The sequence below is a fragment of the Bradyrhizobium sp. UFLA06-06 genome (assembly GCF_054820065.1).
In genome coordinates, this window is the sequence record NZ_JADFUD010000009.1 from 187619 (window position 1) to 207047 (window position 19429).

The 19429-nt window shown below is 65.2% G+C and carries 17 protein-coding genes and 1 pseudogene; 10 read left to right on the plus strand and 8 right to left on the minus strand.

Annotation, left to right across the window (positions count from 1 at the left end):
* Window positions 1-80 precede the first annotated feature (80 nt).
* The 7 genes and pseudogenes from IF803_RS10900 to IF803_RS10930 form a co-directional block, all read right to left on the minus strand.
* Window positions 81-1250, minus strand: a pseudogene (locus IF803_RS10900) (mandelate racemase/muconate lactonizing enzyme family protein).
* 113 nt (window positions 1251-1363) lie between these two features.
* Window positions 1364-1624: a DUF3297 family protein gene (locus IF803_RS10905; RefSeq protein WP_028342416.1), complete on the minus strand. Its 261-nt coding sequence runs from the start codon at window positions 1622-1624 to the stop codon at window positions 1364-1366.
* Window positions 1621-2097, minus strand: coding sequence for a glutathione peroxidase (locus IF803_RS10910; RefSeq protein ID WP_028342417.1), 477 nt, complete (start codon window positions 2095-2097; stop codon window positions 1621-1623). Before IF803_RS10910 ends, IF803_RS10905 begins: the two co-directional genes overlap by 4 nt.
* A gap of 89 nt (window positions 2098-2186) precedes the next feature.
* Entirely contained in the window at window positions 2187-3578 is a 1392-nt protein-coding gene (locus IF803_RS10915) for an amidase family protein (protein WP_461192149.1), read from the minus strand.
* 71 nt (window positions 3579-3649) lie between these two features.
* Window positions 3650-4219 carry a c-type cytochrome gene (locus IF803_RS10920; RefSeq protein ID WP_461192150.1) on the minus strand — a complete coding sequence of 190 codons (570 nt, stop codon included), beginning with the start codon at window positions 4217-4219 and terminating at the stop codon, window positions 3650-3652.
* Between the two features lie 115 nt (window positions 4220-4334).
* The gene (locus IF803_RS10925) at window positions 4335-5606 is read right to left on the minus strand and encodes a PQQ-dependent sugar dehydrogenase (RefSeq protein ID WP_461192151.1); all 1272 of its coding nucleotides are present in this window, start codon (window positions 5604-5606) and stop codon (window positions 4335-4337) included.
* A gap of 166 nt (window positions 5607-5772) precedes the next feature.
* Window positions 5773-6030 carry a DUF6894 family protein gene (locus IF803_RS10930; RefSeq protein WP_016839844.1) on the minus strand — a complete coding sequence of 86 codons (258 nt, stop codon included), beginning with the start codon at window positions 6028-6030 and terminating at the stop codon, window positions 5773-5775.
* 328 nt (window positions 6031-6358) lie between these two features.
* On the opposite strand from IF803_RS10930, the gene pqqA reads away from it, so the two are divergent.
* The 6 genes from pqqA to pip all read left to right on the plus strand — a co-directional run bounded on the left by pqqA (window position 6359) and on the right by pip (window position 10814).
* Window positions 6359-6439: a pyrroloquinoline quinone precursor peptide PqqA gene (gene pqqA / locus IF803_RS10935; protein WP_035635412.1), complete on the plus strand. Its 81-nt coding sequence runs from the start codon at window positions 6359-6361 to the stop codon at window positions 6437-6439.
* A gap of 160 nt (window positions 6440-6599) precedes the next feature.
* Window positions 6600-7529 (plus strand): pyrroloquinoline quinone biosynthesis protein PqqB, encoded by a 930-nt coding sequence (gene pqqB, locus IF803_RS10940; protein ID WP_461192152.1) that lies wholly within the window; start codon window positions 6600-6602, stop codon window positions 7527-7529.
* Between the two features lie 20 nt (window positions 7530-7549).
* Entirely contained in the window at window positions 7550-8305 is a 756-nt protein-coding gene (pqqC, locus tag IF803_RS10945) for a pyrroloquinoline-quinone synthase PqqC (protein WP_461192162.1), read from the plus strand.
* 10 nt (window positions 8306-8315) lie between these two features.
* Window positions 8316-8624, plus strand: coding sequence for a pyrroloquinoline quinone biosynthesis peptide chaperone PqqD (gene pqqD, locus IF803_RS10950; protein ID WP_461192153.1), 309 nt, complete (start codon window positions 8316-8318; stop codon window positions 8622-8624).
* Window positions 8621-9853, plus strand: coding sequence for a pyrroloquinoline quinone biosynthesis protein PqqE (gene pqqE / locus IF803_RS10955; RefSeq protein WP_461192154.1), 1233 nt, complete (start codon window positions 8621-8623; stop codon window positions 9851-9853). Before pqqD ends, pqqE begins: the two co-directional genes overlap by 4 nt.
* Window positions 9843-10814, plus strand: a complete 972-nt coding sequence (gene pip / locus IF803_RS10960; RefSeq protein WP_461192155.1) for a prolyl aminopeptidase — start codon at window positions 9843-9845, stop codon at window positions 10812-10814. The genes pqqE and pip overlap by 11 nt, the downstream gene beginning before the upstream one ends.
* A 282-nt stretch (window positions 10815-11096) precedes the next feature.
* Here the strand turns inward: pip and IF803_RS10965 are convergent, their stop codons facing one another.
* Window positions 11097-13457, minus strand: a complete 2361-nt coding sequence (locus tag IF803_RS10965; protein WP_461192156.1) for a caspase family protein — start codon at window positions 13455-13457, stop codon at window positions 11097-11099.
* A gap of 184 nt (window positions 13458-13641) precedes the next feature.
* Here IF803_RS10965 and IF803_RS10970 point away from each other — a divergent pair, with 184 nt between their 5' ends.
* The 4 genes from IF803_RS10970 (at window position 13642) to IF803_RS10985 (ending at window position 19272) form a co-directional block, all read left to right on the plus strand.
* On the plus strand, window positions 13642-14313 hold the full coding sequence (locus IF803_RS10970) for a hypothetical protein (protein ID WP_461192157.1): 672 nt from the start codon (window positions 13642-13644) through the stop codon (window positions 14311-14313).
* A 290-nt stretch (window positions 14314-14603) separates the two neighbouring features.
* Window positions 14604-16403: an FAD-dependent oxidoreductase gene (locus IF803_RS10975; protein ID WP_304496531.1), complete on the plus strand. Its 1800-nt coding sequence runs from the start codon at window positions 14604-14606 to the stop codon at window positions 16401-16403.
* Window positions 16373-18220 carry a 2-oxoacid:acceptor oxidoreductase subunit alpha gene (locus IF803_RS10980; RefSeq protein WP_018273082.1) on the plus strand — a complete coding sequence of 616 codons (1848 nt, stop codon included), beginning with the start codon at window positions 16373-16375 and terminating at the stop codon, window positions 18218-18220. Before IF803_RS10975 ends, IF803_RS10980 begins: the two co-directional genes overlap by 31 nt.
* On the plus strand, window positions 18217-19272 hold the full coding sequence (locus tag IF803_RS10985) for a 2-oxoacid:ferredoxin oxidoreductase subunit beta (RefSeq protein WP_028332672.1): 1056 nt from the start codon (window positions 18217-18219) through the stop codon (window positions 19270-19272). Before IF803_RS10980 ends, IF803_RS10985 begins: the two co-directional genes overlap by 4 nt.
* Window positions 19273-19429 lie beyond the last annotated feature (157 nt).

Below are 19429 nucleotides of genomic sequence, written 5' to 3' on the forward strand. Positions count from 1 at the left end.
TCCTGAGCAACGCTCACAAAATTTTGCAAGCGAACTCAAGCCCGCCCCGCGCCCAGTAGGTCGGCGGTCGCTGGCCGAACTTAGTCCGCCAGCGCCTTCATCTCCTTGTAGAGATCGGATTTGCCCTCGAAGCCGATGCCGGGAAGGTCGGGCATCACGATGTGGCCACCCTCGACGCGCACGCCGTCCGGGAAGCCGCCATAGGGCTGGAACAGGTCGGGGTAGCTCTCATTGCCGCCGAGGCCGAGGCCGGCCGCGATGTTCAGCGACATCTGGTGGCCGCCATGCGGGATGCAGCGGCTCGGCGACCAGCCGTGGGTCTTCAGCATCTCGAGCGTCCGCTAATATTCGCAGAGCCCGTAGGACAGCGCACAATCGAATTGCAGCCAGTCGCGGTCCGGCCGCATGCCGCCGTAGCGGATCAGGTTCCGTGCATCCTGGTGGCTGAACAGGTTCTCGCCGGTCGCCATCGCACCCGGATAGAACTCGGCCAGCGCGGCCTGCAGCGCGTAGTCGAGCGGATCGCCGGCCTCCTCGTACCAGAACAGCGGATACTCCCGCAGCATCTTGGCGTAGGCGATCGCGGTCTCCAGATCGAAGCGGCCGTTGGCGTCGACCGCGAGCTGCGCCGCGCTGCCGATCTCCTTCAGCACCGCCTCGATGCGCTCGCGGTCCTCGGCAAGCGGCGCGCCGCCGATCTTCATCTTCACGACGTTGTAGCCGCGGTCGAGATAGCCGCGCATCTCCTTGCGCAGCGCGCCGAGATCCTTGCCAGGATAATAGTAACCGCCGGCGGCGTAGACGAAGACGCGCGGATTGGCTGATAGCCCGTGGCGCTCGGCGAGCAGCCGGAACAGCGGCTTGCCCGCGATCTTCGCCACCGCGTCCCACACCGCCATGTCGATGGTGCCGACCGCGACCGAGCGCTCGCCATGGCCGCCCGGCTTCTCGTTCGACATCAGCGTCGACCAGACCTTGTCCGGATCGAGATTGCCGCCATCAGCATCGAGCAGCGATTTCGGATCGGCTTCCTTGAGGCGCGGCGCAAAGCGCTCGCGGATCAGACCGCCCTGCCCGTAGCGGCCGTTGGAATTGAAGCCGTAGCCGACCACCCGCTTGCCGTCGCGCACCACGTCGGTGACCACGGCCACCAGGCTCGAGGTCATCTTGGTGAAGTCGATATAGGCATTGCGGATCGGCGAGGAGATCGGTTTTGTGACCTCGCGGATGTCGACGATGCGGACAGACATGGGGATTCGCTTTCAGGTTACTTGCCGCGTCATTCCGGGATGGTGCGCAAGCACCAGACCCGGAATCTTGAGATTCCGGGTTCACGCTTCGCGTGCCCCGGAATGACTGCGTCCTACTTCTTATCCCGGAAATACGGCTCGACCGGCCCGTGCACCTTGATGGTGAGCGGATTGCCGTAACGGTCCTTGGCGTTGCCCGCGGTGACGCGGACCCAGCCTTCGCTGATACAGTACTCCTCGACATTGGTCTTCTCGGCACCCTTGAATCGGATGCCGACATCACGGGCGAGAATATCCGCATTGTAGTACGGGCTGTTCGGATCGACCGAGAGGCGGTCGGGGAATTGGTCGTTGGTGTCGTTGTCGTCGCTCATAGCAGCGCCTCGATTTCCTTCCTCAATCCTTCGGGCCGGGCGGTCGGCGCATGCCGCGCAACGACCTTGCCGACGCGATCGACCAGGAATTTGGTGAAGTTCCATTTGATCGCGGGCCCAAGCAGGCCCGACTTCTCACGTTTCAGGTGCTCATACAATGGATGCGCGCCGCTGCCATTGACGTCGATCTTGGCGAACATTGGAAACGTCACGGCGTAGTTGGTCTCGCAGAACGCGGCGATCTGCCTCGCATCGCCCGGCTCCTGCGCGCCGAACTGGTTGCAGGGGAAGCCGAGCACGGCAAAGCCGCGCGCCGAGAGGCCGGCATGCAGCTCCTGGAGGCCCTTGTATTGCGGCGTGAACCCGCAGGCGCTCGCCGTGTTCACGATCAGCAGCACCTGGCCCTCGAACCGCTGCAGCGGCACCTCGTCGCCGGCGAGCGACTTGGCGGTGAAATCGTAAACCGTCGCCATCGTTCACCTCACTTGCGCATGATCTCCGCGCAAACGCGTTCCGCGTTTGTCGCGAGGGAAAACCGGTACCCACTTTTCCGCATCATGCGCTAGAGTACCGGATCGATCGGCGACGACGGCGTGCCGCCGGCCTCGACCGCCTCGCCGGCGGCAAGGCAGAGATCCTCGCGGTAGCGTCCGGCCACCAGCTGCACGCCGACCGGGATCCGTCCCACGAGACCGGTGGAGACCACGAGCCCGGGAAGCCCCATGAACGGGATCGCGATCTGCGGCAGCTGTGCGTGCCACACCCGCGCGAACGACGCCTCGTCCTTGCGGTCGAGATGGTCGGGGAACGGCAGCTCGCCGGACACCGGCATCAGCAGCACCGGATATTTCTCGAAGAAGGCGAACCATTCGCGCGTCAAGGTCGCGCGGCGGGTCAGCGCCTGCGACAGGTCGAACGGATGCACGCGGGCGCGGACGCCACGCAGGCAAGCCAGTGCGCCGGGATCGCCCTCGCGCTCGGCGAAAGCGAGCTGGGCCTCATAGCCGTCGCCGAGCCAGAGCCGGGTCTGAATCTCGGCCGCCTCGCGCAAGGACGGCGTGTCGGCGATTTCCTCGACGATCCAGCCGGCCTTCTGCAATCGCTTGCCGGCGTCGGCGACCGCGGCGACCACTTCCGGCACCGGGTTGAGACCATCGGGATTGAGGCACATCGCGACGCGCTTCTCGCGCGGCGGTCCTTCGAGCGGCACCGGCGCATACCAGGGGTCGCGATAGTCCGGCGCCGACATCGCCGCGAGCGAGATGCGCAGATCGTTGACGGTGCGCGCCAGCGGGCCCGACACCGCGCTGATCTGCGGGCCGATCGGACGCTCCGGCAGAGCCGAATTGAAGGCCGGGATGCGGCCCATGCTTGGCCGCAGGCCGTGCACGCCGCAGGCGTAGGCCGGATAGCGGACCGAGCCCGCGATATCGGTGCCATGCGCGATATGGCCGATGCCGGCCGCGACCGCGGAGCCCGCACCGCCGGACGAGCCGCCCGGTGTAATCCCGGGATCGCGCGGGTTCTTGGTGTCGCCGTGAATGAGATTGGTGGTGAACCAGCGATAGGACACCGCCGGACAATTGGTGCGGCCGAGCAGCACCGCGCCGGCCTTGCGCAGATTGGCGACCACCGGATTGTCGACCTTGGCGATGACGTCGCGCTGCGCCTTCAGCCCGTTGGTGGTGGCGTAGCCCTCCTGGTCGACATTGACCTTGATGGTGACAGGCACGCCGGCAAGCGGCCCGACCGCCTCACCGCGCGCAATAGCCGCATCGACCTTCGCGGCCTGTGCCAGCACGTCGTCCGGCCGGTGATCGACCACCGCGTTGATTTTCGGATTGACCGCGTCGAGCCGGGCGAGCCCGGCCTCCGCCGCCTCCTTCGCCGACACCTTCTTCGATTTGATGAGGCTGGCGAGCTCGGCCGCCGACAGACGCCAAATATCCTGCATGTGCAACTCCGTGTGACGCTGCGTTTTAGCGCCGCGCGGAGAACATGACCAGCGGCCCGCCGCCCGATGTTTCAGCGGACATGCGCGATGTAATAGGCAAGATCGTCGATCTGCTCCTTGGTGACCGTCTGCATCACGTCAGCCATGGTGGCGTCATAGCCGTGGCGGCTGTTGTCCTTGTATTCGGCCAGCGTCTTGGCGAGGTAGTCCTCGCGCTGGTTGGCGATGCGCGGGACGTTGTCCTTGCCGGAGAAATCGGTGTTGTGGCAGCTGTTGCAGCGGTTCTGCTGCGCCAGCGCCTGGCCACGCGCCATCCGCGCGGGATCGCCGGCGTCAGCGGGCGGCGTGGGCTTCGGCAAGGTCGCGATGAAATCCGAGAAGCTTCGCAAATCGTCGTCGGTCAGCGGCTTCGCCATCTCGTTCATCGGCTCGAACACCCGCAGCTTCTCGCGGAACATGAAGAGCTGGATCAGCGCATAGGGCGCCGTCTGGCCGCCGAGCGAAGGCGTGTTCTCGGTCTCCGACGTGCCATGCTCGCCATGGCAGGCAAAGCACGCCGCGGCGCGCTCCTGGACGGTCTCGGCATTTGCGGAGAAGCTGAAAGCGGCCAGCGCCAGGACTGCGATGATGGTTTTGTGCATTGGCCACTCCCGACATATTCCGTCATTGCGAGGAGCGAAGCGACGAAGCAATCCATAGCTCCGCAAGTGGCGGTATGGATTGCTTCGCTTCGCTCGCAATGACGACGATTGATACTTACTGATTGGCGACCTTCGGCTTGCCGTAGCTGACGCGATAGACCGCGCCGTTCCAGTCGTCGGAGACCAGCAGCGAGCCGTCCTTCAGCAGCATCACGTCGACCGGGCGGCCGACATATTTGTTGTCCTCGAGGAAGCCGGTCAGGAACGGCTCCATCGACTTCACGGTGCCGTCCTTGTTCAGCCTGACGGCGACCACGTCACCACCCTGCTTCTGCGACTTGTTCCAGGAGCCGTGACGCGCGACAAAGATCACGTTCTTGTAGCTCTTCGGGAACATGCTGCCGGTGTAGAAGCGCATGCCGAGCGAAGCGGTATGCGGGCCCATCAGGCCGACCGGCGCGATGTAATCCTTGCAGTTCTTGCCCCAGCCGAGCTCCTGGTCGATGATGTTGCCCTGGTAGCAGTACGGCGCGCCGAAATCCTCGCCCGCCTTGGTGACGCGGTTAAGCTCGTCTTCCGGCACCGTCTCCGACAGCCAGTCGCGGCCGTTGTCGGTGAAGTACATCTGCTTGTTCTCGGGATTCCAGTCGAAGCCGACCGTGTTGCGCACGCCGAGCGCGTAGACCTCGGCGCCGGAGCCATCGAGATTCATGCGGCGGATCTGGCCGTGGTCGGCGTCATGCAGCACGTTGTTGCCGGGCTGGCCGACCGGAACATAAAGCTTGTTGTCGGGACCGATAGCGATGAACTTCCAGCCATGCGCCTCGTCCTTCGGGAGCTTGTCGTAGATCACGGTGGGCTTCGGCGGGTTGTCCAGATTGTCCTCGATCTTGTCGATCTTGGAGACCTTCGAGAGTTCGGCGATGTAGAGCGTGCCGTCCTTGAAGGCGACGCCGTTCGGACGATAGAGACCGGAGGCGATCACCTTGACCGAGCGCTTGCCGTCCTTGTTGACGATCGCATAAACCTTGTCGACGAGCCGGCTGCCGACGAACACCGTGCCCTTGTCGCCGAGCGCCAGCGAGCGCGCATTGGCCATGCCGGCCGCATAGACCTCGACATTGAAGCCGGCCGGCACCTTGAGCTTGGCGAGCGGCAGCTTGTCGGGCGCGGACGGCAGCGGCGGCGGCGCCACCGGCGCGAGCTTGGCGGCGGCTTCATTGTCCGGACGCCCGAGCAAGGGTGAGCCCGGCGGCAGCGGCTGGGCGGCCGGGGCGGCGCCTGCCGCCGGCGCGGCCGGCTGTTGCGCCGCAGCAGAGAGCGTGAACGCCCCGAGCATGGCCCCCGCGAGCAGCAAGCTGCGCGGTGCGAACGAGTGTTTTTTCATGAAGATCTCCCCTGGGTGGAAGCCGTTGTTGATTGCGCCATTGACGTCGCCCGGCGCCGTTCGGCTTTCCGTTCATAGTCTTGTGAATTTGTCCGGACAATTGCAATCGGAAACATGCTGACATCGGCCAACGCATGGTTGTGACCACGCGGCAGGCCAGCACGCGTCAGTGCCTTGTCATCGAGCGGTCCGGGCGATCGAGAATCGCCTCCGTGAATGGAAACTCCAGAACGATCTCGCCCTCGTCGTCCGTCACCTCGATCACGGCGCTGAGCAGCGCGCCGTCGGCGCCCTCGGTCTTGAGCAGTTCGCGAATCATCGCGCGCGCCATCTCCCACGCGCGGTCCGGATCCCGCAGGATTTCGCCGTCGGGATCGGAGATCAGCTCGTCGCCGATACGGGTATTGAAGAAATAACGTGGCATCGGCTGAACTCGGCTCGGTTAGTCGCTTCCCGTCTCGCGGGGAGGCGCAGGATCGTCACCAGGACCTTCGGAGGACCGCGGGGCCCCCGTTTACTTATTCCAACATCACCATTCACCGTGTGGCGAACAACAGGAAAAAGGTCTGATGCCACGGGCTTTTGACGGGAAACACGTGCACAAATTTGTGAGTGGGCAAGATTTACTTGCCGCAGTGCAACATGCCGTTCGAGGCGGCACCTTACAGAAAATTTAACTGGCGAACTTTTCCAACCACAGTACTTTACTCTGCAGGGCGGAAAGTTCGTCCGGTTGCAACAAGGAGAGCCAAATGGCCTGGAAAGCACCGAAGATCGTGGAAGTGTCGGTCGGCATGGAAATCAACATGTATATGTGCGCAACCCGCAAGTAAGCGGCAGCGCCCCATACACGTTTAGCGTTTTAGCGCAGGTGGACATCCGGGCGTAACGCGCTCCCGAGTAAGGGAGTGTGTTTCAAATCCGGGGTCCACCTCGTAACGTTTTTAGGTCCAACAAACTTCTCCAGGGCCAAGCTTCTCCAGGGGACGGATCATGCTTCGTGTCGTCGTCCTGGGTGCCGCGGCGGGTGGCGGCGTTCCGCAGTGGAACTGCGGCTGTGCCGTCTGCAGGACGGCGCGAAGCGACCATCCCGAACTGCAGAGCACGCAAGCCTCGATCGCCGTCAGCGGCGACGGCGTGCACTGGTTCCTGGTCAATGCGTCCCCGGATCTGCGCCAGCAGTTGATTGCCACGCCGCAGCTGCATCCGAAGCACGGCGCACTGCGCCATAGCCCGATCGCGGGAGTCATCCTCACCAATGGCGAGATCGACGCGGTCGCCGGGCTGCTGTCGATGCGTGAGGGCTCGCCGTTCACGATCTACGCGCATGAGCGGGTGCTTGCGATCCTGCGCTCGAACAGCATCTTCAATGTGCTCAGCGACAAAAATGTCGACCGCCGGCCGATCGCGGTCGACCAGGCCTTCGAGCCGGCCCTGCCCGACGGATCGCCGTCCGGGCTCGAGGTGCTGCCGTTCGAGGTTCCCGGCAAGGGCGCGTGGTATCTCGAGGGCAAGGCGCACCCGGCGGGTGCCGACGGCGTCGGCGATACGCTCGGCCTGCGTATTGCGGACAGGCGCAGCGGCAAATACTTCTACTTTGTGGCCGCCTGCGCACGGGTGACTGACGACCTGAAATCACGGCTCAAGGGCGCCCCGCTGGTGTTCTTCGACGGCACGGTGTGGCGCGACGACGAACTGATCGCGGCGGGCCTTGGCAACAAGACCGGCCAGGGCATGGGCCATATCGCGATGTCGGGCGATCAGGGTGCGATCGCCAGCCTCGCCGGGCTCGACATCGGACGAAAAGTGTTTTTGCATATCAATAACTCCAACCCGGCGCTGCTTGGGACCTCGGCCGAACGCAAGGCGGCCGAACAGGCGGGCTGGCAGATTCCCTCCGACGGAACGGAGATCGTGCTGTGAATGTCGTGCCTACCACCGGAATGACCGCGCTCTCGATCGGCAAGGGCATCACGCTCGGCAGTGCCGAGGAGATGGAGGCGACGCTGCGCACGATCGGTGCCACGCGCTATCACAGCCTGCACCCGTTCCACCGCCTGCTGCACGGCGGCAAGCTCAACAAGGGCCAGGTCCAGGCCTGGGCGCTGAACCGCTACTACTACCAGAGCACGATCCCGCTGAAGGACGCGATGGTGATCTCGCGCTTCCGCGACCGCAACACAAGGATCGAATGGCGCCACCGCATCGAGGATCACGACGGCGATCTCGGCAATGAAGGCGGCATCGAGCGCTGGCTGAAGCTGACCGAAGGCCTCGGCCTCGACACGGCCTATGTGGAGTCCACCGAAGGCATCTTGCCGGCGACGCGCTTTGCGGTGGAAGCCTATGTGCATTTCTGCCGCGACCGCACCCCACTGGAGGCGATCGCCTCCTCGCTCACCGAATTGTTCGCGCCGAACCTGCACGAGGAGCGCATCTCGGGGATGCTGAAGCACTACGACTTCGTCAACCCTGATATCATGAGCTATTTCAGCCGCCGCCTGACCCAGGCGCCGCGCGACGCCGGTTTCGCGCTTGACTACGTCAAGCAGCACGCCAGGACGCCGGCCGAGCGCGAGGCGGTCTGCAACGCGCTGATCTTCAAGACCAACGTGCTGTGGGTGCAACTCGATGCGCTCTATCACGCCTATGTCGACGGCCAGATTCCGCCCGGCGCCTTCGTGCCGAAGACAGGTTAGGGACACGATCATGGCCAGCCGCAACATCAGCGTCAGCGAGACCAGCCGGCCGAAACTGCCGCGCCACACCAAGCTGAAATTCGACGAGACGCGGCAGGTCTGGGTGATCCTGGCGCCGGAGCGCGTGCTGGCGCCGGATGACATCGCGGTCGAGGTGCTGCAGCTCTGCGACGGCGTGCGCAGCGTCGCCGCGATGGTGGACCAGCTCGCGGAGAAATATGCCGCCCCGCGCGATGCGATCGCGACCGACGTGATCGCCATGTTGCAGGATCTGGCCGACAAGGGCTTTCTCACCGAAGCGCGCGAGAGCACAGCATGAGTGACACACTCGCCGACAACAAGATGACAGCGCCAGGCCCGACCGACGGGCTCGCGGTGCTCGAGCAAACGCGCTCGGCGGCTGAGACCTACGGCATCCCGCTCGCGGTGCTGCTCGAGATCACCCACCGCTGCCCGCTGCAATGTCCCTATTGCTCGAATCCGGTCGAGCTCGACCGCGGCTCGACCGAGCTCACCACCGAGGAATGGAAGAAGGTGCTGAGCGAGCTTGCCGAGCTCGGCGTGCTGCAGGTCCATTTCTCCGGCGGCGAGCCGACCGCGCGCAAGGATATCGTCGAGCTGGTGCAGCACGCGACCGATGTCGGGCTGTATTCCAACCTGATCACCTCCGCCGTGCTGCTGACCAGGGACAAGCTTGCGGCGCTGGCCGATGCCGGCCTCAGCCATGTGCAGATCAGCTTCCAGGGCAACGAGCCCATCGTCGCCGATCGCGTCGCAGGGCTGAAAGATGCGCACAGGAAGAAGCTCGAGGTCGCGAAATGGACGCGCGAGGTGGAATTGCCGCTCACGGTGAATGCGGTGATGCACCGGCAGAACCTGCATCAGCTGCCCGACATCATCCAGATGGCGGTCGACCTCGACGCCGACCGGCTCGAGGTCGCCAACGTGCAGTATTACGGCTGGGCGTTGAAGAACCGCGCCGCGCTGATGCCGACGATCGAGCAGATCGAGGAGACCAGCCGCATCGTGGAGGAAGCCCAGGTGCGCCTGAAGGGCACGCTCGCGATCGACTATGTGGTGCCGGATTACTACGCGCTGCGGCCGAAGAAATGCATGGGCGGCTGGGGCCGCCAGTTCTTCAACATCTCGCCGGCCGGCAAGGTGCTGCCGTGCCACGCCGCCGAGAGCATCACCGGGCTCGAATTCGAATCGGTGCGATCGAACCATTCGATCGCCTGGATCTGGCAGAACTCGGAGGCCTTCAACCGCTATCGCGGCACAGGCTGGATGCCGGAGCCGTGCAAGAGTTGCGAATTCCGCGAGGTCGATTACGGCGGTTGCCGCTGCCAGGCCTTTGCGCTGACCGGCGATGCCGCCAACACCGATCCGGCCTGCGCGCTGTCGCCGCGACACGAGGAAATCTTCAAGCAGGCCGAGCGGGAATCCGCCGGCACGCAGAACCGCTTCCTGTATCGCAACTTCGCCGGCGGCACGCTGGAGACGGACGAACCCCGGAACGAATCCCAGGACAAGCGCAATGGCGCCTGACGCCGATGTCGGCAAGGCCGCGAGGCGTGCCGATCCCTTTGCGCCGCTGACGTCGGAATGGCTCGACGTCGGCGATGGCCACGATCTCCACGTCGAGAGCGTCGGGCGCGAGGGCGGCATTCCCGCGGTCTATCTGCATGGCGGCCCGGGCAGCGGCTGCCAGCCCGATCATCGCCGGCTGTTCGATCCCGAGCGCTTTCACGCCGTGCTGTTCGACCAGCGCGGCTGCGGCCGCAGCCGGCCGAAAGGCAGCCGCGACAACAACACGACGCAGCACATGATCGCGGACATGGAGAAGATCCGCGAGCGGTTCGGCTTCGCGCGCTGGATGGTGGTCGGCGGCTCCTGGGGCGCGACGCTGGCGCTGGCCTATGCGCAGGCCCATCCCGAGCGGGTCAGCGGGCTGGTGCTGCGCGCGACGTTTCTCGGCACAGCCGAGGAGCTGGACGACGTTTTCCTGCGCGCCTTGCCGCGCTTCTATCCCGCCCTCTCCGAGGACTTCCTCAACTTCCTGCCCGAGAGCGAGCGTGCAGCGCCGCTTGCGGCCTATTATCGCCGCATCCTCGATCCCGACGCCGCCGTGCATGCGCCGGCCGCGCGCGCCTGGCACGACACCGAACGCGCGCTGTCGGAGCACACGCCGAAGCAGACGCGGCTCGACCTCAAGGCCTCAGGCGCCCTGCCCTCGACGCCGTTCATGGAGGCGCACTACTTCGCCAACAATTGCTTCATGCGGCCGCACCAGTTGATGGACGAGGCCGGCAGGCTCGCCGGCATTTCCGGCATCCTGGTGCAGGGCCGCTACGATCTGTTGTGCCCGCCCGCGACATCGCACGCGCTCGTTGCGCGCTGGCCGGGCAGCGAGGTCCGCATCGTCGATGGCGCAGGCCATATCCTCTACGATCCCGGCATCCGCAACGCCGTGATGAAGGCGATCGCCGACCTCGCCGCCAAGGGCTAAAGCCTGATTGTGAGATTGGAGTGAATCGGCTTGCCGCGATTTCGGTCCACCTCTCCCCACCGGGGAGAGGTCGGATTGCGAAGCAATCCGGGTGAGGGCTCTTGTTCTCTCGATAGACCGTAACCCCTCTCCCGATTTGCTGCGCAAATCGACCTCTCCCAAGGGAGAGGTGAACCTTCGATGCCGCTCCAGCTCAACCTCATCTCATCGCGCTTTAGGCCGCGGCAGGAACACCCTCGACATCAGGAGCCGGTGAAGAATTCGACCGGCTCCCTGCTTCCCTCAATGTTTGCACTTGCCGGGAGGACATGCCGGCGCTGCCCGTGGCGCGGGCGCAGGCCTTGGCGGCGCCGCCATTCGCGGCGGCGGCGGTGCTGCGCGTTGCGCCTGCATCGCCGGCCGTGGCGGCGGCGCAACGTGCGGGGCCGGAGCCGGTGCCGGACGCGGCGCAACGACGGCGGCACGCGGCGGCGGGGCAACCGGCCGCGGCGGCGGAGCTGCGGCCCGCACCGGCGGAGCTGCGGCATGCGCCGGCGCGGGCCGGGAGACCGGCGCCGGCGACACCGCGGCGCGGGCGGGTGCCGGGCGCGCGGCCGGCGGCGGCCGTGTCGACATCGCGCGGTTCGCCGGTGACGGCGGCGCCGAGGGCTTCACGTTTGCGGTCGGAGCGGTCGCGGCATGCGAGAGCGGTTGCGCGCCCGGCTTGCCGGCGGCCGCGGGCGACGCCGGCGCGTTCGTCGCCGGGGCGGCACCGGGCTTGGCCGGAGGAGCAGGCTGCGCATTGGCAGGCGCCATCGCGGTCGCCGGCTTGCCCGGCACCACCGTATTCGGCTTTGCCCCCGGTTGCGCGGCGCCGGGTTGTGCGGCTCCCGGCGGCACAGCGCCATGCTGCATGGCATTGGCGGGTGCGGTCGCTGACTGCGGCAGCGGCGGTCCATTCTTTGCGCCCGGCAGGGTGTGCGCACCCGGTGTGCCCGGCGCGCCCATCGCATTCGGAGCGGCGGCAGCATTCGGAGTGGCAGCAGCGTTCGGTGCCGCGGCAGCGTTTGGTGCGGCGCGTGGAGCTCCCATCGCCGCACCTTGCGCGGGCGTCACGCCTTGCGGAGCGCCCGGCAGGTTGGCGCGCTGCATTGCCGCAGCCGGCAGTCGCGGTGCCGCCGTCACCGGCGCGCCGCCCATCGCCGCCGTCACCCCGGCCGCATGGAGCTGCGCCGGCGTCGGGTTGGGATTGTTGATCACCGTGTTGATGACGGTGGTGTTGTGGATGTTGTTGAACACGATGTTGTTCTGCGGCGGCACGACATAGGCCGGTGCGGCGACATAGGCCGGCATCGCCACGAACATCGGCGTCGGCAGCACGTACAGGCCGATCGGCGGCGGCGGTGGCGGCAGCACGACGAAGTCCGGCGGCGGCGGCGGCAGGAAGACCACCGGCGGCGGCGGGGGCGGCGCGAAGTCGAACACCGGATCGCTGTAGTACAGCACCGGACGGTCGACATAGACGACCTCGTCGGGCGGCGGCGGCGGCACGTCATAGTCGAGCACCGTGAACTGCGGCGGCGGCTCGAGCGCGGCCGACAGATAGGCCAGCCGGCGCCGGGCGTCGTATGCATGCGGCCCGCGCGGATAACGCCGCAGGTACGACCAGTACGCATCAGGCGTGTCGGCGTTGTAGCTGCGTCGCCAGGTGATGGCTTCGCGCCGCGCCGCCACGATCGCGCGCACGCGCCTCGCCAGCGGATCGTTCGGATAGGCCTGCAGGTAATCCTCGTAGCCCTGCAGCGTGTCGCGCTCCAGCGCCGCAGCGTAGGCATCCTGCGCCGAGAAATCGCGGATCGGCTTGGTGCGCAGCCCGGCATCGACCTGCTGCGGCGGGGCGTCCGGCTTGCGCTCGAAGAACATGAAGGGCGCGTCGACCTTGTGCGCATCCCACGGGATCTCGGCGCCCTTGGTCATCTCGTTGACGCGCAGGCGGACGCGGTCGAACACCTCGGGCAAGGTCAGGCCGCCGGTGCGGATCATTTCCGCCAACGCTTGCGCATAAGGCCCGTAAGGCGGCGCACCGTCAGGGGCGACGGTGCCGGGCGCCGAATTGAAGCCGATCAGCATCTTCGGATCGGGATCGACCAGCGCAAGACCGCCGGCCAGCGGCTGGCCTTCCTTGGCGAAGGGATTGCTGCGCGCCGCATCGAGCACGATCACGCCGGCCTTGATCGGCAGCGCCGAGAGTTGGTGGCTGTAGTCGGAGATGCGGATCGCCTCGACCGGCACGTCGGTGTCGCGGGCAATCTTGGCGTCGACCGGCACGAAATAGTTCTCGCCGGTGAGCTGCACGCCGTAGCCGGCGAGATAGACAAAGGCGACGGCATTGGGCCCCGCCTCCTGCACCTTCTGGATGAAATCGCGGAACGATTTGCGCAGCGTCTCGCCGTCGAGATCGCGTGCGCCGATCACATCGAAGCCGGCGGCCTGCAAGGTCTGCGCGATCAGGCCGGCATCGTTCGCGGCGGTCTGCAACGCGCCGGCCTCATAGGCGCCGTTGCCGACGACAAGTGCGAGACGCTTTTCCTGATCCTGCGCATGCACGGGAAGCGAGGCGAACGACACCAGACCGACGATCAATGCCCACAGAATGCGTGCCATGGTGGTCGTCCCTTTTCTTCTCGAGAGTTGGCGTAACGAATGAAATGCTACCTCTGTGAACCGGTGCTGAACAGGATTGCAGCAATTGTGGCAATCCTTGGTCTGTGGTGACGGGAACCGGCTTCCCTGGTCCGCGCGATCAGGCGATATTGCGCGGATAAAACAGGCAAAAAAGGAGCACTCGATGCCAATCGCCGGACAAGGCATGCTGCTGACCTCGATGGATATCGACAGCTTGCACGAAGCTGAATTCAATCGCTGGTACGACCGCGAGCATCTCGAGGAACGGGTCGCCATCGACGGCTTCCTGGAAGCCCGCCGCTACGTCGCCCATGACGGCAAGCCGAAATATCTCAGCCTCTACTCGACCGCGACCTTCGATGTGCTCGAGAGCCCGGCCTATCGCAAGGCGCTCGCCAACCAGACCGACTGGTCAAAGGCCAATATCGCGCGCTTTCAGAACATGATCCGCGGGGTCGCGCGCATCACGATCAGCCGCGGCGTCGGCAGGGGCGCAGCGCTCGGCATCATCCGCCTGCGCCCGCCCGCCGAAGGCGCGGACAAACTTCGCGCTGCATTGCGGGAGCAACTCGATCCAGCTTCGCGCGACGGCATCATCTCGATGCACCTCCTGGAGAACGACCCTGACCTGTCGAAACCGCTCACGCCGGATGCGGAGAAAGCCGATCCCGGCGCCGGTGACTGGTTCGTGCTGATCGACGCCACCGACGTCAGCGCGGTCCCCAAAGCCGCTGCGGGCATCACCGGCAATGCCGCCTTGAAGCCGCTCGTGGTCACCAGCGGCGTCTACAGGCTGTTGTGGGATATCGCGAAGAGCGACCTTCCGCGCCCGTAAAGCACGATCGGGAAACGTGCGATGCGCTTTTCCGAAAAACATCCTCTCAAGCAAGCGTGGCGGTGCAGATCATGTTGCACCGCCACATAACGCAATCGAGATTAACGCTACACGCGCATCAGCCGCGCGAAAGCTGATGATCGGACAATTTAGCCTTTGCCTTCTCTGGAACGGCTCTAATAAGATAAGCCTATGATCCAATTCAAAAACCAGAACAACGCCACGTGAGCGTTCGTCGTCAACGATAAGGCCGCGCGGGTCTGGCATTTTCGCGCGGGTCAAAGGTAGGAATGAAACCGACTGATATCTCGGCGCCGGATTACTTTCATAAAGTAGTCGACTGCCAATGGGCCTGCCCCGCACACACCCCTGTTCCCGAGTACATCCGGTTGATTGCTGAGGGGCGTTACAGTGACGCCTACATGATCAATTGGAAGTCCAACGTGTTCCCCGGCATTCTCGGGCGCACCTGTGACCGTCCATGCGAGCCGGCATGCCGCCGCGGCCGGGTCGAGGACAATCCGGTCGCGATCTGCCGCCTGAAGCGCGTCGCGGCGGACTTCAAGGACGACATCAAGCATCGCCTGCCGAAGCCGGGACCGAAGAACGGCAAACGCGTCGCGCTGGTCGGCGGCGGCCCCGCCTCGCTCACGGTGGCGCGCGATCTCGCGCCGCTCGGCTATCACTGCACGGTGTTCGACGGCGATCCCAAGGCCGGCGGCATGATGCGCAGCCAGATTCCGAAATTCCGCCTGCCTGACAGCGTGATCGACGAGGAGACCGACTACATCCTGAACCTCGGTGTCGAGTTCAGGGGCGGCCAGCGCGTCGACAGCCTGAAGCAGCTGCTCGCCGAGAATTATGATGCGATCTTCGTCGGCAGCGGCGCGCCGCGCGGCCGCGAGCTCGACATCCCCGGCCGCAAGGAGGCCGCCGCCAACATCCATATCGGCATCGAGTGGCTGGCCAACGTGTCGTTCGGCCACGTCGACAAGATCGGCCGCCGCGTCATCGTGCTCGGCGGCGGCAACACCGCGATGGATTGCTGCCGCACCGCGCGCCGCCTCGGCGGCGAGAGCGTCAAGGTGATCGTCCGCTCCGGCTTCGAGGAAATGAAGGCCTCGCCGTGGGAGAAGGAAGACGCGCTGCACGAGGACATCCCGATCCTCAACTACATGGTGCCGGTGGCGTTCAAGCATGTCGCCGGCAAGCTGATTGGCGTCACCTTCCAGAAGGTGAAGGCGGAGTACGACGCCAAGGGCCGCCGCAATCTGGTGCCCTCGGGCGAGCCTGACGAGACCGTGTCCTGCGACGATGTGCTCGTTGCGGTCGGCCAGGAGAACGCGTTCCCCTGGATCGAAGCCGATTGCGGCATCGAATTCGACAAGTGGCACATGCCGAAGGTCGATCCCAAGACGTTCGTCTCGACCAATCCGAAGGTGTTCTTCGGCGGCGATGCGGCGTTCGGGCCGAAGAACATCATCTGGGCGGTGGCGCATGGCCACGACGCCGCGCTCTCCATCCACCGATTGCTGTCCGGCGAGGACATCAACGAGCGCCCGCTGCCCGAGGTGCACGTCTCCTCGCAGAAGATGGGCATCCACGAGTGGAGCTACGACAACGACATCTCCGCCGACAAGCGCTTCAAGGTGCCGCATCGCGACAAGGTGGTCGCGCTGAAGGACATCCGCGCCGAGGTCGAGCTCGGTTACGACCTCAAGCTCGCGCTCGGCGAGGCGCAGCGCTGCCTGAATTGCGACGTGCAGACGGTTTTCTCCGCGCCGCTGTGCATCGAATGCGACGCCTGCGTCGACATCTGTCCGATGGACTGCATCAGCTTCACCGAGAACGGCGAGGAGGATGATTTGCGGCAGCGGCTGAAAGCGCCCTCGCCGCATCACGACCAGGCGCTCTACGTCTCCGGTGACCTGAAGACCGGCCGCGTCATGGTGAAGGACGAAGACGTCTGCCTGCATTGCGGGCTGTGTGCCGAGCGCTGCCCGACCGGCGCCTGGGACATGCAGAAGTACCTCATCGATATGGTTCAAGCGGGATCAACATGTCAGTCCAAAGCCCGATCAGCAGCGTAAACGACTTCGTCGTCCGCTTCGCCAACGTCAACGGTTCGGGCTCGGCCTCCGCCAACGAACTGTTCGCGCGTTCGATCCTGCGCCACGGCGTGCCGGTCTCACCACGCAACATCTTCCCCTCCAACATCCAGGGCCTGCCGACCTGGTATGAGGTGCGCGTCACCGAGGACGGCCATCTCGGCGCCCGCGGCGGCGTCGACTTGATGGTGGCGATGAATCCGCAGACCTGGGACAAGGACGTCGCCTCGATCGAGCCCGGCGGCTATCTGTTCTACGATTCGACCAAGCCGATGCCGTCGTCGAAATTCCGCGAGGACATCACCGTCATCGGCGTGCCGCTGACCGCGATCACCAACTCGACCTACACCGATCCCAGGCAGCGCCAGCTGTTCAAGAACATCATCTATCTCGGCGCGCTCTGCGCGCTGCTCGACCTCGATCCCAAGCTGGTCGAGCAGCTGATCGGCGAGCAGTACAAGGGCAAGGAGAAGCTGCTCTCCTCGAACGTCCATGCGCTGCATCTCGGCCGCGACTGGGCGCTGCAGAACCTGAAATGCCCGCTCGGGCTGCGGGTGAAAAAGTCCGACAAGGTCGGCGACCGCATCTTCGTCGAAGGCAACAGCGCGGCCGCGCTCGGCGCCGTCTATGGCGGCGCCACCGTGTGCGCCTGGTATCCGATCACCCCGTCATCGTCGGTGGCGGAAGCCTTCACCAGCCACTGCAAGAAGTACCGCCACGATCCCGAGACCGGCAAGGCGAAATACGCGATCGTGCAGGGCGAGGACGAGCTCGCCTCGATCGGCATCGTGATCGGCGCGTCCTGGAACGGCGCGCGGGCCTTCACCGCGACCTCGGGTCCCGGCATCTCGCTGATGACCGAGTTCATCGGCCTGTCCTATTTCGCCGAGATACCGGCCGTGATCATGAACATCCAGCGCGCCGGCCCCTCGACCGGCATGCCGACCCGCACCCAGCAATGCGACGTGATCGCCTGCGCCTATGCCTCGCATGGCGATACCAAGCACGTGCTGCTGTTCCCGGAGGATCCGGCGGAGGCGTTCGAGTTCGCCGCGGCCGCCTTCGACCTCGCCGAGCGGCTGCAGACCACGATCTTCCTGATGCTCGATCTCGACATCGGCATGAACCACCGGCTGTGCCGTCCGCTGAAGTGGGATGACGCGAAGCAATACGACCGCGGCAAGGTGATGACGGCGGAGATGCTCGAGGAAGGCCGCGACTTCGGCCGCTATCTCGACGTCGACGGCGACGGCATCCCCTATCGCACCTATCCGGGCACGCATCCGACCAAGGGTTCCTACTTCACCCGCGGCACCTCGCGCGACCGCTACGCGCGCTATTCCGAGGAAGGCGCCGTCTACGCCGACAACATGCAGCGCCTGGTGCGCAAGTTCGAGACCGCGCAGGACATGGTGCCGCGGCCGCTGCAGGCCAATGCGGCCAAGCCGACCAAATACGGCGTGATCTATTTCGGCTCGACCTCGCCCGCGATGGACGAGGCGATCGGGATCCTGGAGGCGCGCGGCCATCAGCTCGACCGCATGCGCATCCGCGCCTTCCCGTTCCACTCCAGCGTCGCAAGCTTCATCGCCGACCACGATTTCGTCTACGTGGTCGAACAGAACCGCGACGCGCAGCTCCGCCAGCTGATCGTCAACGAGAACGGCATCGACCCCGTCAGGCTGGTGCCGATCCTGCACTATGACGGCACGCCGATCACCGCGCGCTTCATCGCAGGCGCGATCGGCGACCACCAGGATCATCTCAAGGTGACCCCTCTCCGCAAGGCCGTGACATGACCTACATTGCAAAGCCGAAGTTCCATCATCCGGGCCTGAAGAAGAACGAGCTGGGCTATACCCACCGCGACTATGAGGGGAAGATCTCGACCCTGTGCGCCGGCTGCGGCCACGATTCGATCACCGCCTCGATCATCGAGGCCTGTTACGAGCTCTCGATCGAGCCGCACCGGGTGGCGAAGATTTCCGGCATCGGCTGCTCGTCGAAGACGCCGGACTACTTCCTCGGCAATTCGCACGGCTTCAACTCGGTGCATGGCCGTATGCCGTCGGTGCTGACCGGCGCCAACCTCGCCAACCGCGACCTGATCTATCTCGGCGTCTCCGGCGACGGCGATTCCGCCTCGATCGGCTTCGGCCAGTTCGCGCATTCGATCCGGCGCGCCGTCAACATGACCTATATCGTCGAGAACAACGGCGTGTACGGCCTGACCAAGGGCCAGTTCTCGGCCACCGCCGACCGCGGCTCGAAGTCGAAAAAGGGCGTCACCAACACCGACAATGCGATCGACCTGGTCGCGATCGCGCTGCAACTCGGCGCCACCTTCGTGGCCCGCAGCTTCTCCGGTGACAAGACGCAATTGGTTCCCTTGATTGCCGCTGCGATCCGCCACAAGGGCGCGTCCTTCATCGACGTGATCAGCCCCTGCATCGCCTTCAACAACCACGCCGGCTCGACCAAGAGTTTTGACTATGTCCGCGAGCACAATGACGCGGTGAACCGCCTCGACGTGCTGGTCGGCCGCGATCCGATCAGCGTCGACTATGCGCCGGGCACCGTGCAGGTGGTCGAGCAGCATGACGGCTCGCGGCTCGCGCTGCGCAAGCTCGACGCCGACTACGATCCGCATGATCGCCTCGGCGCGATGACCTTCCTGCAGAAGCACGCGGCCAAGGGCCAGATCGTCACCGGTCTGCTCTATGTCGATCCGGATGCCGAGGATCTGCACACCCATCTCGACACCGTCGAGACGCCACTCAACACGCTGGACGAGCAGGCGCTGTGCCCCGGCTCAGCGGTGCTCGACAAGATCAACGCCAGCCTGCGCTGAGCAGTGGCAGCACACTCCATGTCGTCCCTGCGAAAGCAGGGACCCATAACCATCGATGCAGATCGTCGGGCTACGCTGGAACGACGAGTCCCGTTCACAACAGAAGCCGCGGCGTATGGGTCCCTGCTCCCGTGCGCAATTGCGCACTAGGCAGGGA